We start from the raw sequence: 16,965 nt of genomic DNA on the forward strand, positions 1-16,965 counted from the left end.
GACGACAGCCACTTCCTATTCCATAGGACGTGGCCGTCGGCTCCCTCTGCAATCAGGCCGCGTCCGGCATCCGGTCGATCAGCTTGTCGAGGGTGATCGGATAATCCCGCACGCGGATGCCGGTGGCATTGTAGATCGCGTTCGCCACCGCCGCGGCGATCCCCGAGATGCCGAGTTCGCCCACGCCCTTCGCCTTCATGGGCGAGGACATCGGATCGGTTTCGTCGAGGAAGATCACCTCCTGATGCGGGATGTCGGCGTGGACCGGCACCTCGTAACCGGCCAGATCGTGGTTGGCGAAGAAGCCGCGCTTGGTATCGACCGCCAGCTCCTCCATCAGCGCCGCGCCGGTGCCCATGACCATGCCGCCGATCACCTGACTGCGGGCCGATTTCGGGTTAAGGATCCGCCCGGCCGCGCAGACCGCCAGCATCCGCCGGACTCGAACCTCGGCGGTGTAGACGTCCACGGCGACCTCGACGAAGTGGGCACCGAAGGTCGAGACCTGCTGCGTCTTCGAGAAATCGCCGAACTCGATCGTGTCCTCGGCAACCAGCTCGCCCTCGGCCGCGGCCTGGGCCAGCGGAATGGCACGGTTGCCGGCACGGACTTCACCGTCCTCGAACACCGCGTCGGTGGCGTTGAAGCCGAGTTTCTGGGCGATCGACTCCCGCAGCTTCACGCAGGCCGCGTAGACGCCCGCGGTCGAGGAATTGGCGCCGAACTGCCCGCCCGAGCCCGAGGAGACCGGGAAATCGGAATCGCCGAGCCGGACCACCACACGATTGAGGGGCACACCCATCATCTCGGCGGCCGTCTGCGCGATGATCGTGTAGCTGCCGGTGCCGATGTCGGTCATGTCGGTCTCGACCGTGACCGTGCCGCTGGCATCAAGCCGCACTCGGGCGCCCGACTTCATCACCATGTTGTCGCGGAACGCCGCCGCCATGCCGAGGCCGACAAGCCACTGACCGTCCCGCACCTGACCGGGCTTCGGGTTGCGCTTGGCCCAGCCGAACCGCTCCACGCCGAGCTTGAGGCAGCCGACGAGGTCGCGCTGTGAGAAGCGCAGATCCGGCTTGGTCGGGACGACCTGCGTGTCGTTGCGGATGCGGAACTCCACCGGGTCGAGACCGAGCTTCTCCGCCATCTCGTCCATAGCGACTTCGAGCACCGCCAGCCCCGGGGCCTCGCCCGGCGCCCGCATGGCGTTGCCCTCCGGCAGGTCGAGCCGGGCGAGCTTCATGGCGGTCAGGCGGTTCTTGCCCGCGTAGAGGAACTTCGTCTGGTTCACCGCCGTCTCGGGATCGCCGTCCGGCAGGTTGCCCGATGTGCTCTCGTGCGCGATCGCCGTGATGGTGCCGTCCTGCGTGGCGCCGATCCGCACCCGCTGGATCGTGGCAGGCCGGTGGGTGGTGTTGTTGGCGATCAGCGGGCGCGTCAGCGCCACCTTCACGGGCCGCCCGGCTGCCTTCGCGGCCAAAGCCGCCAGCACCGCGTCGGCGCGCACGAACAGCTTGCCACCGAAGCCGCCGCCGACATAGGGGGCGTCGAGACGGACCTTGTCCTTGGGCAGGTTCAGCATCTTGGCGAGGCTGCCGTGGCCCCAGCCGATCATCTGGTTGGACGTCCAGAGCGTGACCTTCTCGCCGTCCCAGGCCGCCACCGTGGCGTGCGGCTCCATCATGGCGTGGCTCTCGTCGGCGGTCCTGTAGGACGCGTCGAGCGTGACCGGCGCCTGCGCGAACGCCGCTTCGAAATCGCCGACGCGCTCCTCGCCGTTGCCGCCGCTGCCCTCGCCGCTGTCGGCCGGGACCGGCTCGGCATCCTTGGCCGCAGCCCCGAGATCGAACACGCCGGCCTCCGGGGCGTAATCGACGTTCACGAGGAACGACGCCGCCCGGGCCTGCTCGAAGGTCTCGGCCACCACGACTGCAACGGCCTGATGGTAGTGCTGGATCACGTCACCGCCGAACAGGTAGGCGACGTTCATCACGCCACGCTCGACCCGGGGGGTGTCGAGGGTGGTGACGATCGCGATCACGCCGGGGGCCTGCCGGGCCGACGCGGTGTCGATGCTGCGCACCCGGCCCTTGGCGATGGACGAGCCGAGCACATAGCCATAGGCGGCGTCCGGCGCCACGTCGTGGCGCTCGTAGGCATAGGGCGCGGTGCCGGTGGTCTTGTACTTGCCGTCGATCCGGTCGGTGGCATGGCCCACGACCTTCAGGCGGTCGATCGGGTTCGGGCCGGCTTGGGTGTCGAACTTCATGGCTCAGGCCCTCGCTTGGTTGAGCGCCGCGCCGAGAGTCCGCTCGGCGAGCTTCAGCTTGTAGGCGTTCTCGTGGGTCGGCTTGGCGCCAGCGAAGACCTGTTCGGTTACCGCCTTCGCGCCCTTCGGCAGATCGGTCTCGGCGGCCTCGACCCGCCAAGGCTTGTGGGCGACGCCGCCGAAGGCGACGTGGCCGCTGCCGTCCTTGCCCAGGATCGCCGCCACCGAGACCAGCGCGTAGGCGTAGGACGCCCGGTCGCGGACCTTGCGGTAGATGTGTGTTCCGGCAACCGGCTTTGGCAGCGTCACCGCGGTGATCAGCTCCCCGGGCTCGAGGTTCGTGTCGCGGGACGGCTCGTCGCCGGGCAGGCGGTGGAATTCGGCGATCGGGATTGTGCGCGCGGCGCCCGCGGCGTCGATCGTCTCGACGGTGGCGTCGAGCACCCGCATGGCCACCGCCATGTCGCCGGGATGCGTGGCGATGCAGGCCTCGCTGCCGCCGATCACCGCAAGCTGGCGGCTCACGCCGTCCAGCGCGGAGCAGCCGGAGCCCGGCTGGCGCTTGTTGCAGGCCTGCGCGGTGTCGTAAAAGTACGGGCAGCGGGTCCGCTGGAGCAGGTTGCCGGCGGTGGTCGCCTTGTTGCGCAACTGGCCGGAGGCGCCTGCGAGCAACGCGCGGGCGAGGACGCCGTAATCCATGCGCACCCGCGGATGGGCGGCGAGGTCGGTGTTGCGCACCAGGGCGCCGATGCGCAGGCCGCCCTCCTCCGTCGGCTCCACCGTGTCGAGGCCGAGCCCGTTCACGTCCACGAGGTGGCGCGGGGTCTCGATCTGCAGCTTCATCAGGTCGAGGAGGTTGGTCCCGCCGGCGATAAACTTCGCCTCCGGCGTGCGGGCGACCGCGGCGGCGGCCTCGGCGGGGGAGCCGGGGCGCTCGTATGTGAAAGACTTCATGCCCGCGCTCCCGCGACCTCGGTCATCGCCTCGACGATGTTGGAATAGGCGCCGCAACGGCAGATGTTGCCGCTCATGCGCTCGCGGATCTCGGCCTCCGTCACCTGAGGCGTGGCTTCGAGGTCGGCGGTGACATGGCTCGGGATGCCGGCCTTGATCTCTTCGAGGACGGCGACGCCCGAGCAGATCTGGCCCGGCGTGCAGTAGCCGCACTGGTAGCCGTCATGCTTCACGAACGCGGCCTGCATCGGATGCAGGTGGTCCGGCTGGCCAAGGCCCTCGATCGTGGTGATCTCGGCGCCCTGATGCATGATTGCCAGCGTCAGGCAGGCGTTGATGCGCCGGCCGTCGACGATCATCGTGCAGGCGCCGCACTGGCCGTGGTCGCAGCCCTTTTTGGAACCCGTCAGGTGCAGGTGCTCGCGGGCGGCATCGAGCAGGCTGGTGCGGGTGTCGAGTTCGAGCTCGCGGCGCTGCCCGTTCACCGTGAAGGTGACTGTGGCCAGGACAGGCTCGTCGGTTCGTATCGGGGCCGCCGTGGCGGTAGCTCCCACCATCAAAATCTCTCCGGTTCAAATCGAACTGTGCAGGCGGTGCATCACTGGGCTCCGGCCGACTCGGGCGGTCGCGAAGCGGAATGCCTGAAGGCAACGTTGACACCCTGGATCGCCTCCAAGGTAAGGCGGCGTACGCTCGACGATCAGGGGTTCGGACAAACCTGGGCCCATCCGTCGCGGCCATCGAAGGACCATGGCCAAAGGAAAGGGCCGACCCGAAGGCCGGCCCCATCCGCCATCCGTGCGCAGCGATCACTCGGCCGCGGTCATCTCGGGGGTGTAATGGCCGCACCAGTCCGCGGAGGCGACCACGGGCCAGAGCCCCTTCGCTTCGGGCGCAGGCTGGCTGACGGGCGGGTTGAAGCGGCACAGGCCGGCATCGTTCTGCGCGATGGCGCCGTTGCCCTTGTGCTCGTCGAAGAACCGGCAGGTCTCGCACTTGGCGTTCATGATTAGGCTCCCGTGGGACCGGCGGCTGCAAAGGCCGTCCGGGCGTCGTGTCAGCAGACCGTTCAAAACTTAGAAACGATCCAATCTGCTGAACCAACGGCGGGATGCCGCCTCGGTTCCCGCTCCGACGGCGTCAGCCGACCCGCGTGAGGCGGGGTGCGGCCCGGGCAGTCAGGTCGGCGGTGGGTTCGAGCTCCGTCGCGTAGTCGGTGATCGGGCGCGGCTTTCCGAAGAGGTAGCCCTGCATCTCGCCGCAGGCCTCCTCGGCGAGGAACGCCCGCTGCGCCTCGGTCTCGACGCCCTCGGCCACCACCCCCATGCCCAGGCTGCGGCCGAGGCCGAGCACGGCACGCACGATCACGGCCGCCTGTGGCTCCGAGCCGATCTGGGCCACGAAGGAACGGTCGATCTTGAGCTTGTCGAACGGGAAGGCCTGGAGGGTGGCCAGCGACGCGTAGCCGGTCCCGAAATCATCCATGCTGATCCGGATGCCGTAGTTCCTCAGGCGCCGGAGAATGCCCACGGCCCGGTCCATGTCGTTGATGATGATGCTCTCGGTGACCTCGAGTTCCAGGCGGCCGGGCGCCAGACCGGTCTGCACCAGGATGGCCAGGACCCGCTCGGGCAGTTCAGGCCTTTGGAATTGCCGCGGCGAGAGGTTGACGGCGACCTTCAGGGGCTGCGCCCACCCCGCGGCCTCGAGGCAGGCCGCGCGCAGCACCCACTCGCCCAGCGCGACGATCAGCCCGGTCTCCTCAGCCAGCGGCACGAAGACGTCCGGGGCGATGTTGCCGCGCACCGGGTGGACCCAGCGCAGAAGCGCCTCGAACCCGATCAGCGCGCCGGTCCGGCCGTCCACCTGCGGCTGGTAGTGGAGGCTGAGCCCGTCCTCATCCATGGCTTGGCGCAGGTCGCGCTCCAGCACCCGGCGCGCCTCCGCCTCCTCGTCCATGGCGGGCGTGAAGACGCGGAACGTGCCGCGCCCCTCGGCCTTGGCCCGGTAGAGGGCGAGGTCGGCGCGCCGGTACAGGCACTCCGCCGCCATGCCGTGCTCGGGGGCGAGCGCGATGCCGACACTGAGGCCGACGCCGATCCGGTGCTCACCCACGCAGAGCGGATTGTCGAACAGCGCGATGAGGCGCTCGGCCAGGGCGCCGGCCTCCGCGAACCCGCCGGGGGTCAGCACAGCGAACTCGTCGCCCCCCAAGCGGGCCACGGCCCCGGCCCCTGCAACGCTCACGAGGGCGCCCGCGATGTGCCGCAGGAGCGCGTCCCCGGCTTGATGGCCGAGGCTGTCGTTCACGCCCTTGAACCCGTCGAGATCGAGGTACAGCACCGCGCAGTCGCCCGCGTGCCGGGCGATGTCGGCCAGACTCCGCTCCACGGTCTCGTGGAACAGGGCCCGGTTCGGCAGACCGGTGAGCACGTCGTGCCGGGCGAGGCGCGCCACCTCGGCCTCTGCGGCCTTGCGCTTCGTGATGTCGGTGAAGGTCCGCACGAAGCCACCATCCGCCAGGGGCACGGAGCGGACTTCGAGCACGCGGCCGTTCGGCCGCGCGCGCTCGTGGACATGAGCCTGCCCCGGTTCGCTGCGCGCCACCCAGACCCGGAAGGCCCGGTCGGTGCGGTTCCGCTCCTGCTGGCTGGCCTGATAGCGCAGGACCGCCCGGTAGCTCGGCTGAGCCTGCATCATCGCCCGCGGCAGGTCGAGCAGCGCCAGCGCCCGCTCGTTGCACACGCGCACGATGCCGCCCGCATCGACCTTGATGAGCCCCTGGTCCATGCTGTCGAGGGCTTCGTCCAGCAGCCGAGTCTTCTCCTGAAGCATGCGGCCCTGGCGGGCCAGCGCGACGTTCATGCTGTGCAGACGGTCCAGCATCAGCGTCAGGGCACCGAAGCCCAGGATTACCGCCATCACGGCGGCGATCACCCCGGCCAGCACGCGGCGGTCGAGGCCGAGTTGCGGGACAGCCAGGGCCGGATCCGGCACGACCTGGATCGCCGCCATGGCCAGGAAGTGAAGCAGCGCGATCGCCAGCGTCAGGATCGTGGCCGCCGCCGCCCGGGTGAGACCGTCGGTGCCGCGGACATGGACCACCATGCCGGCCGCCGCCAGGAGCACGCCCGCCACGATGGCGGTGCCGGCGAGCGCAACGTCCCAGGTGAAATGCCCGGGCAGCCGCACCCCCGCGATGCCGAGGACGTGCATGCAGGCGATACCGATGCCGAGGACGAGGCCCGCACCCGCGCCTGCCCAGGCCGACGGCCGCGTCGACGGTTCCGAAGACGAGCCCGATCGCGCGAACAGGAAAGCCGCCGAGGCCGCCGCGATGGCGACGACGAGCGAGAGCAATGTGGTGCGTGGCTCGTAGCCCAGGACCACGCCGGGATCGTAGCCCAGCATGCCGATGAAATGCGTGCTCCAGATTCCGGAGCCGATCGAGAATCCGGCCGCCAGGAGCCAGATCAGGTCGGAGCCGCCGGTGCGGGTCCGGACCCGCTGTTCGAGCTTCAGCGCGACCAAACAGGTGATCCAGCACACGCCGGCGGCGAGGACCACCACCCAGGCGGTGTGCTCTTCGGTCAAGCAGATGAAGGCACGGTACATCGAAGCAATCCAACCGGCGATATTGCCCGGCAGGTTACGCATCGAATACTAATCAGAAGTTGCATTCCGCCGCGGGAATATGCAACTCGCGCCACGGATCCTCAAACTTGGCTGCTGCGAGGTCCGGCGGTGAAGCCCGCGAGCAGACGTCGAAGGTCGTCCTCGTGGACCAGGCGCGCTGCATCCTCCGGCGCGAACCACCGGAGCGTCCGCTCCGCCTGCTCCGGCCAGTGTGGATGCTCGACCTCGACCCGGAGCGGATAGACGCGCACCTTGCAGCGCAACGCGCGCCCTTGAGCGAGGCGTTTCTCGTAACGGTACCAGCCGACCGGATCGGCCGCGATCTGTCCGGTCAGACCGGCCTCCTCAAACGCCTCACGCGCGGCGGCCTGATGCGCCTTGCGGCCGATCATCGGCCAGCCCTTAGGGATGATCCACCGGCCGGTATCCCGCGAGGTGATCAGCAGCACCTCGATCCGGCCGTCCGGGCCGACCCGGAACGGCAGCGCAGCAACCTGCTTGAGCGGCTTGGCCTGCGCCTTCCGGAGACGTTTTTTCAGACTCGGGCTTTTTGATTCTGTTTTCAGCGATGATCTCGCGGGCAAGAGGAATGAATTTTCCGGAAGCGATTCTGCAATCTTTGATCTCCCACTGCCTTTACATAGTTGATAAATGCGGTCTTGCATCCCGCTCCGGCGCGCAAAGAGCCATGCTTGCCACGCGATCCTTAGGATCGGACGGCCTGCTTGCGGTGCGATGATTTGTCAGCGAAAGTTCCAGGGTTCAACGACCCAGAGTCGCAGCATGGCTGTCAAAATCGAGCGCAAATTCATCGCGAGCCCGGCTGTGCTGACGCACTGCCGGTCGGGGACGCCGCTGATTCAGGGCTATCTCTACACCGATACCGCCAACACGATCCGCATCCGCCAAGCGGGTCAGCTTATGCTGGTGACGTGGAAGAGCCCGCGGCGCGGGACATCCCGCGAAGAGGTCGAGTTCGCGATCCCCCGGGCGGACGGCGTGGCGCTGCTGGCGGGCGTGCCGGCCAACCGACGCCTGGAGAAGACGCGCTTTCGGGTCGTGCATGCCGGGGCCGTCTGGGACGTCGATGTGTTCGGCGGCGCGCTGGCGGGCCTGATCCTGGCGGAGATCGAACTCGAGCGCGAGGATCAGCCGGTGATCCTGCCGCCGTGGGTCGAGTGCGAAGTCACGGATGATGCGCGATACCGCAACTCGCGCTTGGCCGGCGGTTCGATGCCCCAGTTGGCGGCAGCGTGAACGTCGGTGATCGGCCGCGTTTGCCGGGAGAGCCCGCCCCCTATCGAGGGCGAACACCGTCGCGCGTGATGCGATCCTCAGAGCCGACCGCCGGTCGCCGCAAGAACGGCTAGGGCCGTTGGACGGCCCGCGTCCGTCTCAGCGGAGATAGGGCGGGAGACGGCGCTTCCAGCGTTCGCCGAGCCGGAGCTCCTTCGTCCGACGCCAGGAAGCGGGCCGCGGTGGCGTGCCCCGTTCGGGCCCGGCCGGATCCGCAGCGAGCGGCTTCGACGGACGAGCCTCGGGTTGGATCACAGCAGCGCGGATCTCCGGCAGCGCTTCGACCGGCGTGGACGTCCGGACCGCCGGCGTGACGGCGGGGGCCTTCTCGCGGCGGGTCCGCGTCCGCCGCGGCGCGATAGCGGGCTCCGGCTCTAGCTCGTCCGTGTTCTGGAACATGGGCACGAGGCTCGGCAGGACGCGACGGGCCGGGGCATCCGGCTCCTTCAGACCCGGGGCCGGCGCCGCATCGAGGGCCGGCAGCACCCGCCTCGGCTTCGGCTCGGCCGCCTGGGCCAGCTCCGGCCAGAGAACCTTGTCGGGTCGCGCCTGCGGCTCGACATCTCTCAGAGCAGTGCGGGGGGTCCGGGCGTTCTTGACTTCGACCATAAATGGCCGCGCGCTACGGCGCTTCATGTACAGCGATCCTTGGAAGCATTCGAACCGAAACGTCGGCGGCGCGAACACTCTTAGGTTAGGCGTGATCTCACGGAATGTCCAGAAACACGATTCCGTATCCGCCGAATTTCTTTGTTCACAAGGTCAGTCGTGACGACCCCGGTGGAACGCCGGAATCAGAGCGCCCGCCGCCGAAGTGAACACCGGTTCGGCGCAAGGGGGTGCGCCAAAACGCGGGTTTAGGGCCGTGCGCGATCGAAACGCGATCGGGTACGACCCTCGGGCCGATCAGGCGGCCTGCAGCACCCCGGGGGCCGCCGCGCCCTGCGGCGCACCGGCGCGGCTGCCGCCGAACAGGGATTGATAGAGGGCCGCCGGCGATCGGGTCCGGCCGCTCCCGTCGGTGATCGTCACGTCGGCCATGCCGGCGGCGATCAAGCTCATGCCCTGGTCCAGGGCGTTGAGGACGGATGCGTGCTGATAGGCGAACCGGCGCGCGGAGACACGCGCGGAGACCGTGAAATTCATGGTGTGACGTGATCCTGGAGAAGCCTGTCCGGTCATCGGACCGGCACGGCGGCTGTGTCTCGCCGACCGGATCCACGCCCGAGGGACGTCCTGATTGGCCGCGCGCGACCACCCCGGCCGTGTGGAAGCCAATAAAGTCTTTCTGTTGACAAAACCTTGTTCATGCCACCAGCCGTCGGAGACATGCGCTCATACCGGTTCGAATAAGGTGCTTCTTGCACCCGTTCTTCCGCGCGAGATGCCGTTTCTTCCGCGCGAGACGCCGTTTGCGCAGCGGGACGGGGGGACTGTTACAGCCCTCGGGCCGTTCCTGCCTCTCCTGGCCCGGGGCATGCTACGCTGCCGCGGACCTCACCGGGTGGACAGGCTGGCATGCTCAACAGACGATCCTTCATGGCCCTGTCGGGCGCGGCGCTGGCCGCCCCGGCATTGGCGCAGGGCACGGCCGCGCGGGTCCTCAAGTTCATCCCGCAGGCCGACCTGACGGTGCTCGATCCGATCTGGACGACCGCCTACGTCACCCGGAACCACGGGCTCGCGGTGTTCGACACGCTCTACGGCACCGATGCCAGCTACAGCGCCCAGCCACAGATGGTGGCCGGGCATACGGTAGAGAACGACGGCACGCTCTGGCGGCTCACCCTCCGGCCCGGGCTGATGTTCCACGACGGCAGCCCGGTGCTCGCCCGGGATTGCGTGGCGAGCATCGCCCGCTGGGGCAAGCGCGACGCCATGGGCCAGACGCTGATGGCTTATACGGACGAACTCTCCGCACCGGATGACAGGACGATCCAGTTCCGCCTGAAAAAGCCCTTCCCGCTGCTGCCGGACGCGCTCGGCAAGGTCGCCTCCGCGATCTGCGCCATCATGCCGGAGCGGCTCGCCAAGACCGACCCGTTCACCCAGGTGACCGAGATGGTCGGCAGCGGACCGTTCCGCTTCAAGGCCGACGAGCGCGTGGTCGGCGCCCGCGTCGTCTACGAGCGATTTGCCGGCTATGTCCCCCGCGAGGGTGGGGAACCGCAATGGACCTCCGGTCCCAAGCGCGTGTTCGTGGACCGGGTCGAGTGGAACGTCATCCCCGATCAGGCCACCGCCGCCTCGGCCATGCAGACCGGAGAGATGGATTGGTGGGAGCAGCCGCCGGCCGACCTCGTGCCGACGCTGGGCAAGCTGACGACGCGGATCGCCGACCCGACCGGCTTGATCGGCTGCCTGCGGATGAACCAGCTTCAGCCGCCCTTCGACAACCCGGCGATCCGGCAGGTGCTGCTGAAGGTGGTCGATCAGACCGACGTCATGCAGGCTGTGACCGGCACCGACCCCAAGCTGACCCACGTGCCGACCGGCTTCTTCTGCCCCGGCCTGCCGATGGCGAGCGATGTCGGGCTCGACGTCCTGACAGCCAAGCGCGACTACGAAGGCGCCAAGAAGGCGCTGGCGGCGGCCGGATACAAGGGCGAGAAGGTCGTGCTGATGGGCGCCTCCGACTTCCCGAGCCTGAAGGCGATGGCCGATGTCACCGCCGACATGCTCACCCGCGCGGGCTTCAACGTCGATTACCAGATCATGGACTGGGGCTCGGTGGTGCAGCGGCGGGCCAAGAAGGACCCGGTCGCCCAGGGCGGCTGGAGCGCCTTCTGCACCTTCTGGGCGGGGCTCGATCAGGCCAACCCGGCGGTCAGCGCCTTCCTGCGGGGGACCGGCCAGACCGCGCCGATCGGCTGGCCGACCAGCGCGCGGATCGAGGCCCTCCGGGATCAATGGCTCGACGCCCCCGACACCGCCGCCCGCAAGGCGCTCGCGGCCGATCTCCAGCGGCAGGCCTTCATCGACCTGCCCTACCTGCCGCTCGGCCAATACTTCAACCAGACCTCGTACAAGCCGTCCCTGACGGGGGTGCTCGACGGCGTGCCGGTGTTCTGGAACGTGAAGAAGGGCTGAAGCCCTTTGGCGGGTGTTCAGGGCGGAGCCCTGAGGTCGGGCGAAGCCCAAAACCGGACGAAGCCCAAGACCGGACGAAGCCCAAGACCGGACGAAGTCCGGCACCAGGGCTCTGCCCTGGACCCGCGAAAGGTCTCGACCTTTCGAAACCAGGACTGGGACTCAGGCAGCCCGGACCCAGACGGCAGTGTCGTGGAAGGCGGCGCCGTCGTTGGGCGCCGCCGGGGCGGACCCGACCAGCGTGTTGATCCCGCTGCCACCGCCGAACGCCGCGCTCGGCCACAGGCTCTCGACCACCACGACGCCCGGCTGCTGCCCCTCGGCGAGGCGCGCGTGCAGCCGCACCCGGCCACGGACATTCCCGACCTCGATGGCGTCGCCCGTGGCGATCCCCAGCCGCGCGCCGTCCTCCGGATGGAGCAGGCAGGTCGGCCGCCCCTCGCGGCGGAGCGATTCGGGTACGTTGGTGAAGGTCGTGTTGAGGAACTGGCGGGCCGGCGGGGCGATCATCCGGAACGGGTGATCCGCATCGGCGGGCTCGGCCACCGGCCAGTGATCGGGCAGGATCGGCATCCCGGCCGCGCGGGGGCCGAGCGCCGCCCAGTCGGGGGCGAAGCGGAAGCGCCCGTCCGGATGGCCGAATCCGGTGAGGAAGTGGCTCTCGGCGAAGTCCGGTTGCGCGTCGATCCAGCCGGCCGCCTCGAGCCGGTCGAGGCCGCCCCAGCCCGACCGGGCCAGGGTGGCGTCGGCGAGTTCCCGGGCGCTCAGCTGGAAGCCGGCGTGGTCCGCCCCGAGCCGGGCGGCGAGCGCGCTGAGCAGGGCATGGTTCGAGCGGCACTCCCCGGGCGGCGCGAGGATCGCCGGCCCCGCCTGGATGTGGCTGTGGCCGCCGGCCCCGTAGATGTCGTCGTGCTCCAGGAAGGTGGTGGCCGGCAGGACGAGGTCGGCCAGCGCCGCGGTCTCGGTCATGAACTGCTCGTGCACGGCCACGAACACGTCCGGCCGCGCGAGCCCGGCGCGCACCCGGGCGCTATCCGGCGCCGAGACGGCGGGATTGGCCGACTGGATCAGCATGGCGCGCACCGGCGGCCCGCCCTGCAGGGTGTCGGGATCATCGGCCAGGATGGCGCCGAGCCGGCTCATGTCGAGTTCGCGCACGCCCGGCGCCTTGACGTCGAGCCCCTCCGTCAGGGTCTTGTCCCAGTTGAAGATCGCGGCCTGCTGCCAGAGGGCGCCCCCACCTTCATGCTGCCACGCACCGGTGACGGTCGGCAGGCAGGTCACCGCGTGGAGGTTCACGGCGCCGTTGCGGCTGCGGGTGAAGCCGAAGCCGCAGCGGATGTAGCTGCGCGGCGTCCGGCCGTAGAGCGCCGCGAAGGCCTCGATGGCGGCGGGCTCCAGGCCGGTGATCGCCGCCGCCCATTCGGGCGTGCGCGCGGCCAGATGGGTCTCCAGCGCCGCCGTATCCTCGGCATGGGCGGCGAGGTAGGCCCGGTCCGCATAGCCGTCGCGGAACAGGACGTGGAGCACCGCGCAGGCCAGAGCCCCGTCGGTGCCTGGCCGGGGGGCGAGATGGAGGTCGGCCGCCGCCGCGGTGCCGGTGCGATAGGGGTCGATCACCACCAGCTTGGCACCCCGGTTCTTCCGGGCGCGGCTGATATGGGTCATCGCGTTGACCTGGGTGCTCACCGGGTTGCCGCCCCAGACCACAATCAGGTCCGACAGCGCCATCTCGCGGGGATCCGGCCCGGCGATCCGCCCGGTCCCGGCGCTCCAGCCCGCGATGGCGATCGCCGTGCAGATCGTGCGCTTGCGCCGCGAATAGCCCATCGTGTGGGTCAGGCGGTGGATCCCGTCCCGCTGGACGAGGCCCATGGTGCCGCCTGAATTGTACGGCCAGACGGCTTCCGGGCCGTGGCGTTCCGCCGCCTCGGCGAAGGCCGTGGTCAGACGGTCGAGCGCCGCGTCCCAGGAGATCCGCCGCCATTGCCCGCCACCTTTCGGGCCGACGCGCTCCAGCGGGTGGAGGAGCCGATCCGGATGGTGGACGCGCTCGCCGTAGCGACTGACCTTCGCGCAGATCACGCCGGCCGTGTAGGGATTGTCGCCCCCGCGGACCGAGATGACGCGTCCGCCTTCCACCTGCACGTCGAGGCTGCAGGCGGAGGGGCAATCGTGCGGGCAGACGGTCCGGACCAAACGATGAACTCCCGTGGCGCCGGCAGGACTAATGCAAGGCCCGTGCGTTTTTGAGGCGGCTTGGCGAATCCGGAGGAGATCGGCGCGCGGTCTCCCGGTTCCCCGTCCCGACGGCACCGGTCGCACGCGCTCCGGATTGCCCTATCGCCCTGGCACGATACAGGAAGGCCGCAGCCACACCGTTGCAAGTGAACCGCCCATGCCGGCCCGCCCTCTCGTCCTGTTCCCGGATTCGCGCCTTTCGCATCTGGCCGCCCCGGTCGAGGCGTTCGGGCCGGACCTGTCGGCGCTCGTCACCGATGTCTGGGACACGCTCTTGGACGTCAGCGCCATCGGCCTCACCGCCCCGCATATCGGTGTGCCCGCACGGGTCGTGGTGATCCGGATGTCTCCGGAGGCGGAGCGGCGCGTCTACGTGAACCCGGTTGTGCTCTGGGCCTCACCCGAGACGGCGACCCATGAGGAGGGCAGCGTCAGCATGCCGGGGGTGCGGGAACGGATTACCCGGCCGGCCCACATCCGGTTCGGCTATAGCGACCTCGAGGGCGCTGAGCATGAGCAGACCGCGGAAGGTTTCGAGGCCGCGGCCATTCAGCACGAGATCGATCAACTCGACGGTGTCTTCTGGATCGACCGCCTGTCCCGCCTGAAGCGCGAGCTTCTGCTCAAGCGATTCGGGAAGACGAAATCAGATTTAAACGTTCTTCGCCGAAGGGGACACATCTTCGGCGCAAGGAGCGCAGCACAGCATACAGGAGATCTGGCCGATGCCCTCAGCGCAGGGCCAGCATCTGGACCGCGTGGGCGGCGACATCCTGCACCACCGGCATGTCGTAGGCGTAGATGCGTCCGGCCAGGATCACCAGGGCGAGCGTCCAGAACACGGCACCGCCGACACGCCGGGCGGTCCGGTCGCCCGCAACCTCCGGGCAGGCGCGAGCGACGCCGTCCGCGACGGGTTCGCCGAACGGATCGAAGGTTGTGGGCTGGATTTCGGACTGCGTGCGCATATTGGGAATGTTGCCTCGGACCCACCCAACGGCAATGGAGGCGTCTTTCGAATTTCCCGACCCGTGGAGACTCTTGTTCTCTCCTCGGAAGCTGACGCAAACACCTTCTTCTCATGCAGTGGCCTGAGGCCCGGAAACGCACGAATCGTCTTGCCGGCGACCGCCGCGCCCGGCCTTCAGGTCCGACCCGAACCGTGCAGCCGCACGGAGCGGCCGATGCGTGCCCCGGCCTCGTCGGCTCGGGTCCGGCAATCCGCGATCGTGGCCCGGGCCGTATCGATGGCGACCGAGGCCGCCGACAGGACCGGCGGGCCGGGCTCCCGCTCCCGGGTGTAGCGGACCACATCCATGGCGAGTGCATCGACCTCGACGGTGAGCGCCTCGATCGCCTCTGGATCACGCAAGGCTCGGGCCTGCCCGGCGATCTCCAGGAGCCGGTCGATGATCGCGTCGATCCGCTCGCCGCGCAGGCTTGCCAGCCGCCGCCGGATCCAGGCCAGCATCGAGACGAGGCCGCCCGCCAGCGCGCCGAGCAGGTAGAGCGTGTCACCGTAGCGCTCGATGAAGCCGTGCTGGTCGCGCTCGTAATAGTCGATGGCGCCGGGATGGATCGGGATGCGCGCGCTCGTCGCCGCTACCGTGGTGTCGTAGGCCGGGGCCTGGACGTACTCGGCGGCGTCCGTCACCTGGGTGGCGGCGGTGCGTTTCTCGAAGAGCTGCCGGGTCACATCGGCCACCACCACGCGGCTCAGGGAGGCTCGGGCCATCAGCCGGTAGGAGGCGCCCACGGTCTTCACGTCGTCGGCCGGCAGCTTCGGCCGGCCGCCGAACAGGCCCCCCGGAATGGTCACCGCCTGAAGCCGCGGGAAGCGCTCGATCACGGCGTCGTCGTCCTCCACGGTGACGAACGCCACCTTGCCGCCGCGGGCGAACCCTTGCACGGCGCCCACCAGGGCGAGCGCCTTGGGCGCCGAGGGGGCGATGATGCTGACGAAGGCGTCGATCCGCTTCTCGCGAAAGGCGCCCGCCACCGCCTCCTGATCGACCGGGACCAGCAGGACGGTGGAATCCCGCGCGGGGCCGGCCGCCTCCTCCAGGGTGAGCCCGTAATAACCGAGGATGTTCCGCAGCAGCCCCAGGTCGGCGTCACGGTGGGCCGCGATCCCGAGCCGCTTGCCGGCGAGCTTCGGGAAACTCGGGATCCCGGCTTGTTCCGGCGAGGCGATGATCATCGCCTGGTCACGCAGGATCGCCAGGGTCAACCCATTGGTCGGCAGGAGCACGTCGGGGCGGACCACCGCGAGGTCGGCGCGCCCATCCTGCAGGGCGGCGGCGCTCTCGCGCACGTCGTCGAAGGACAGGATCTTCAGCCGAACGTTTTCGTGCGCGGCGTCGAGCGCGTCGGCATAGGCCTTGATCAGCTCCGGCTCGGTGCCGTCCCGGGGGGCGACCGCGATGGTGAGCACCGTCGCCTGGAGCAGGTACCACGCCGCCGCCCCGCCCACGCCGAGCAGGACGGCCCCCGCCAGGAGCAGGACCTCACGGCGCAGCAGCCAGGCGGGGAAGGCCCACATTCCGGCCGCTCAGAACAGGGAGATCAGCACGATGCCGGCGACCATCACGGCGGCGCCAATCAGGCGCGGCCGGCCGGCCTTGACCTGCTTCATGCCGAACCAGCCGAAATGGTCGAGCGCCATCGAGGTGAGCAGGTTGGCGGTGATCAAGAGGCCATTGAAGGCGCCGGCCCCGACCTTGTCGACGAACAGCAGCCCGGCGAACACCGCCACCGCCCCGGTGATGCCGGCGAGCGGCATCCACCAGCGGACCCCCGCAACATCCTCCCGGCTCGGCAGCGGCGACGGACGCAGCAGGAAGATCAGCGCGAACACGAACACGACCGGGATGAACGAGACCGTCGCGGCAAGCCAGGGATTCTCCAGGGCACCCCGGAGCTGCGCGTTCCAGACCACGCCGATCGCCATCAGGGCACCGGCCACGATGATGAACGGGTAGAGCAGCTTGCCGCCGACCCCCGACTCGCCGCCCTCGCTCTTGCCGCCGGACTTCGCGATGAAGGTGACGCCCACCGCCATCAGCAGGCCGCCGAGCCAGGGCAGCGGCTTGAAGCCCGAGGCCTGCAGGCCGAACAACCCGAACGCGTCCATCGCCAGTGAGGTGAGGATATTGGCGGTGAGCGTCAGGCCGTTGAACGGCCCGGCGCCGACCTTGTCGATGAAGGCGAGCCCGCCGAACACCGCCACCGCGCCGGCCACGCCCCCGAGCGGGGCGTACCAGGGCATCTTGCTCAAGCTGTCGAGGCTCGGCAGCGGCGTCGGCATCGTGAAGAACAGGGTCGCGAAGACGAACACGATCGGCAGGAACGACACCGTCGCGGCCAACCACGGGTTGACGAGCCTGCCCCGCAGCTGCGCGTTCATGGCATTGCCGAGCGCCTGCAGCGCGCCGGCCACCAGGATGAAGGGATAGAGGAGGGCAGCCGTCACGCGC

General features: G+C 69.4%; 14 protein-coding genes and 1 pseudogene. 3 read left to right on the top strand and 12 right to left on the bottom strand.

From position 1 onward, the window contains the following. Nucleotides 1–52: 52 nt before the first annotated feature. The 6 genes from paoC to OXS49_RS17125 all read right to left on the bottom strand — a co-directional run bounded on the left by paoC (nucleotide 53) and on the right by OXS49_RS17125 (nucleotide 7,401). Complete coding sequence (paoC, locus tag OXS49_RS17100; protein ID WP_267425812.1) at nucleotides 53–2,272, bottom strand: aldehyde oxidoreductase molybdenum-binding subunit PaoC; 2,220 nt, start codon at nucleotides 2,270–2,272, stop codon at nucleotides 53–55. Between the two features lie 3 nt (nucleotides 2,273–2,275). Then, entirely contained in the window at nucleotides 2,276–3,226 is a 951-nt protein-coding gene (locus tag OXS49_RS17105) for a xanthine dehydrogenase family protein subunit M (RefSeq protein WP_267425814.1), read from the bottom strand. After that, entirely contained in the window at nucleotides 3,223–3,783 is a 561-nt protein-coding gene (gene paoA, locus OXS49_RS17110) for an aldehyde dehydrogenase iron-sulfur subunit PaoA (RefSeq protein ID WP_267425816.1), read from the bottom strand. Before paoA ends, OXS49_RS17105 begins: the two co-directional genes overlap by 4 nt. Nucleotides 3,784–4,035: 252 nt before the next feature. Beyond that, the gene (locus tag OXS49_RS17115; RefSeq protein ID WP_243921467.1) at nucleotides 4,036–4,233 is read right to left on the bottom strand and encodes a hypothetical protein; all 198 of its coding nucleotides are present in this window, start codon (nucleotides 4,231–4,233) and stop codon (nucleotides 4,036–4,038) included. A 133-nt stretch (nucleotides 4,234–4,366) separates the two neighbouring features. After that, nucleotides 4,367–6,841 (bottom strand): EAL domain-containing protein, encoded by a 2,475-nt coding sequence (locus OXS49_RS17120; protein ID WP_267425818.1) that lies wholly within the window; start codon nucleotides 6,839–6,841, stop codon nucleotides 4,367–4,369. 101 nt (nucleotides 6,842–6,942) lie between these two features. Further along, entirely contained in the window at nucleotides 6,943–7,401 is a 459-nt protein-coding gene (locus OXS49_RS17125; RefSeq protein ID WP_244007010.1) for an NUDIX hydrolase, read from the bottom strand. 244 nt (nucleotides 7,402–7,645) lie between these two features. On the opposite strand from OXS49_RS17125, the gene OXS49_RS17130 reads away from it, so the two are divergent. After that, nucleotides 7,646–8,119 carry a CYTH domain-containing protein gene (locus OXS49_RS17130; RefSeq protein WP_267425819.1) on the top strand — a complete coding sequence of 158 codons (474 nt, stop codon included), beginning with the start codon at nucleotides 7,646–7,648 and terminating at the stop codon, nucleotides 8,117–8,119. Nucleotides 8,120–8,257: 138 nt separating this feature from the next. On the opposite strand, the gene OXS49_RS17135 is transcribed toward OXS49_RS17130, so the two are convergent. Next, the gene (locus OXS49_RS17135; protein ID WP_244006987.1) at nucleotides 8,258–8,794 is read right to left on the bottom strand and encodes a hypothetical protein; all 537 of its coding nucleotides are present in this window, start codon (nucleotides 8,792–8,794) and stop codon (nucleotides 8,258–8,260) included. Nucleotides 8,795–9,064: 270 nt separating this feature from the next. Further along, on the bottom strand, nucleotides 9,065–9,304 hold the full coding sequence (locus OXS49_RS17140) for a hypothetical protein (protein ID WP_267425820.1): 240 nt from the start codon (nucleotides 9,302–9,304) through the stop codon (nucleotides 9,065–9,067). A gap of 372 nt (nucleotides 9,305–9,676) precedes the next feature. On the opposite strand from OXS49_RS17140, the gene OXS49_RS17145 reads away from it, so the two are divergent. After that, on the top strand, nucleotides 9,677–11,248 hold the full coding sequence (locus tag OXS49_RS17145; protein WP_267425821.1) for an ABC transporter substrate-binding protein: 1,572 nt from the start codon (nucleotides 9,677–9,679) through the stop codon (nucleotides 11,246–11,248). Between the two features lie 162 nt (nucleotides 11,249–11,410). On the opposite strand, the gene OXS49_RS17150 is transcribed toward OXS49_RS17145, so the two are convergent. Next, entirely contained in the window at nucleotides 11,411–13,447 is a 2,037-nt protein-coding gene (locus OXS49_RS17150; protein WP_244006990.1) for a molybdopterin oxidoreductase family protein, read from the bottom strand. Nucleotides 13,448–13,646: 199 nt separating this feature from the next. Here OXS49_RS17150 and OXS49_RS17155 point away from each other — a divergent pair. Then, nucleotides 13,647–14,135 (top strand): annotated as a pseudogene (locus OXS49_RS17155) (peptide deformylase); the annotation flags it as partial. Between the two features lie 85 nt (nucleotides 14,136–14,220). On the opposite strand, the gene OXS49_RS17160 reads toward OXS49_RS17155, so the two are convergent. From OXS49_RS17160 to OXS49_RS17170, 3 genes are all read right to left on the bottom strand, one after another. Then, on the bottom strand, nucleotides 14,221–14,457 hold the full coding sequence (locus OXS49_RS17160; RefSeq protein ID WP_244006993.1) for a hypothetical protein: 237 nt from the start codon (nucleotides 14,455–14,457) through the stop codon (nucleotides 14,221–14,223). A gap of 176 nt (nucleotides 14,458–14,633) precedes the next feature. Then, on the bottom strand, nucleotides 14,634–16,031 hold the full coding sequence (locus tag OXS49_RS17165; protein WP_267425823.1) for a TAXI family TRAP transporter solute-binding subunit: 1,398 nt from the start codon (nucleotides 16,029–16,031) through the stop codon (nucleotides 14,634–14,636). A gap of 9 nt (nucleotides 16,032–16,040) precedes the next feature. After that, on the bottom strand, nucleotides 16,041–16,961 hold the full coding sequence (locus OXS49_RS17170) for a DMT family transporter (protein WP_267425825.1): 921 nt from the start codon (nucleotides 16,959–16,961) through the stop codon (nucleotides 16,041–16,043). Between the last annotated feature and the right edge of the window lie 4 nt (nucleotides 16,962–16,965).

This window comes from Methylobacterium sp. GC_Met_2, assembly GCF_026540795.1.
GTDB lineage: Bacteria > Pseudomonadota > Alphaproteobacteria > Rhizobiales > Beijerinckiaceae > Methylobacterium.

Excerpts from the sequence above, each read along its gene's own strand:
- paoC (WP_267425812.1), bottom strand. The coding sequence starts at position 2,272 with ATGAAGTTCGACACCCAAGCCGGCCCGAACCCGATCGACCGCCTGAAG.
- OXS49_RS17105 (WP_267425814.1), bottom strand. The coding sequence starts at position 3,226 with ATGAAGTCTTTCACATACGAGCGCCCCGGCTCCCCCGCCGAGGCCGCC.
- paoA (WP_267425816.1), bottom strand. The coding sequence starts at position 3,783 with ATGGTGGGAGCTACCGCCACGGCGGCCCCGATACGAACCGACGAGCCT.
- OXS49_RS17115 (WP_243921467.1), bottom strand. The coding sequence starts at position 4,233 with ATGAACGCCAAGTGCGAGACCTGCCGGTTCTTCGACGAGCACAAGGGC.
- OXS49_RS17120 (WP_267425818.1), bottom strand. The coding sequence starts at position 6,841 with ATGTACCGTGCCTTCATCTGCTTGACCGAAGAGCACACCGCCTGGGTG.
- OXS49_RS17130 (WP_267425819.1), top strand. The coding sequence starts at position 7,646 with ATGGCTGTCAAAATCGAGCGCAAATTCATCGCGAGCCCGGCTGTGCTG.
- OXS49_RS17135 (WP_244006987.1), bottom strand. The coding sequence starts at position 8,794 with ATGAAGCGCCGTAGCGCGCGGCCATTTATGGTCGAAGTCAAGAACGCC.
- OXS49_RS17140 (WP_267425820.1), bottom strand. The coding sequence starts at position 9,304 with ATGAATTTCACGGTCTCCGCGCGTGTCTCCGCGCGCCGGTTCGCCTAT.
- OXS49_RS17145 (WP_267425821.1), top strand. The coding sequence starts at position 9,677 with ATGCTCAACAGACGATCCTTCATGGCCCTGTCGGGCGCGGCGCTGGCC.
- OXS49_RS17160 (WP_244006993.1), bottom strand. The coding sequence starts at position 14,457 with ATGCGCACGCAGTCCGAAATCCAGCCCACAACCTTCGATCCGTTCGGC.
- OXS49_RS17165 (WP_267425823.1), bottom strand. The coding sequence starts at position 16,031 with ATGTGGGCCTTCCCCGCCTGGCTGCTGCGCCGTGAGGTCCTGCTCCTG.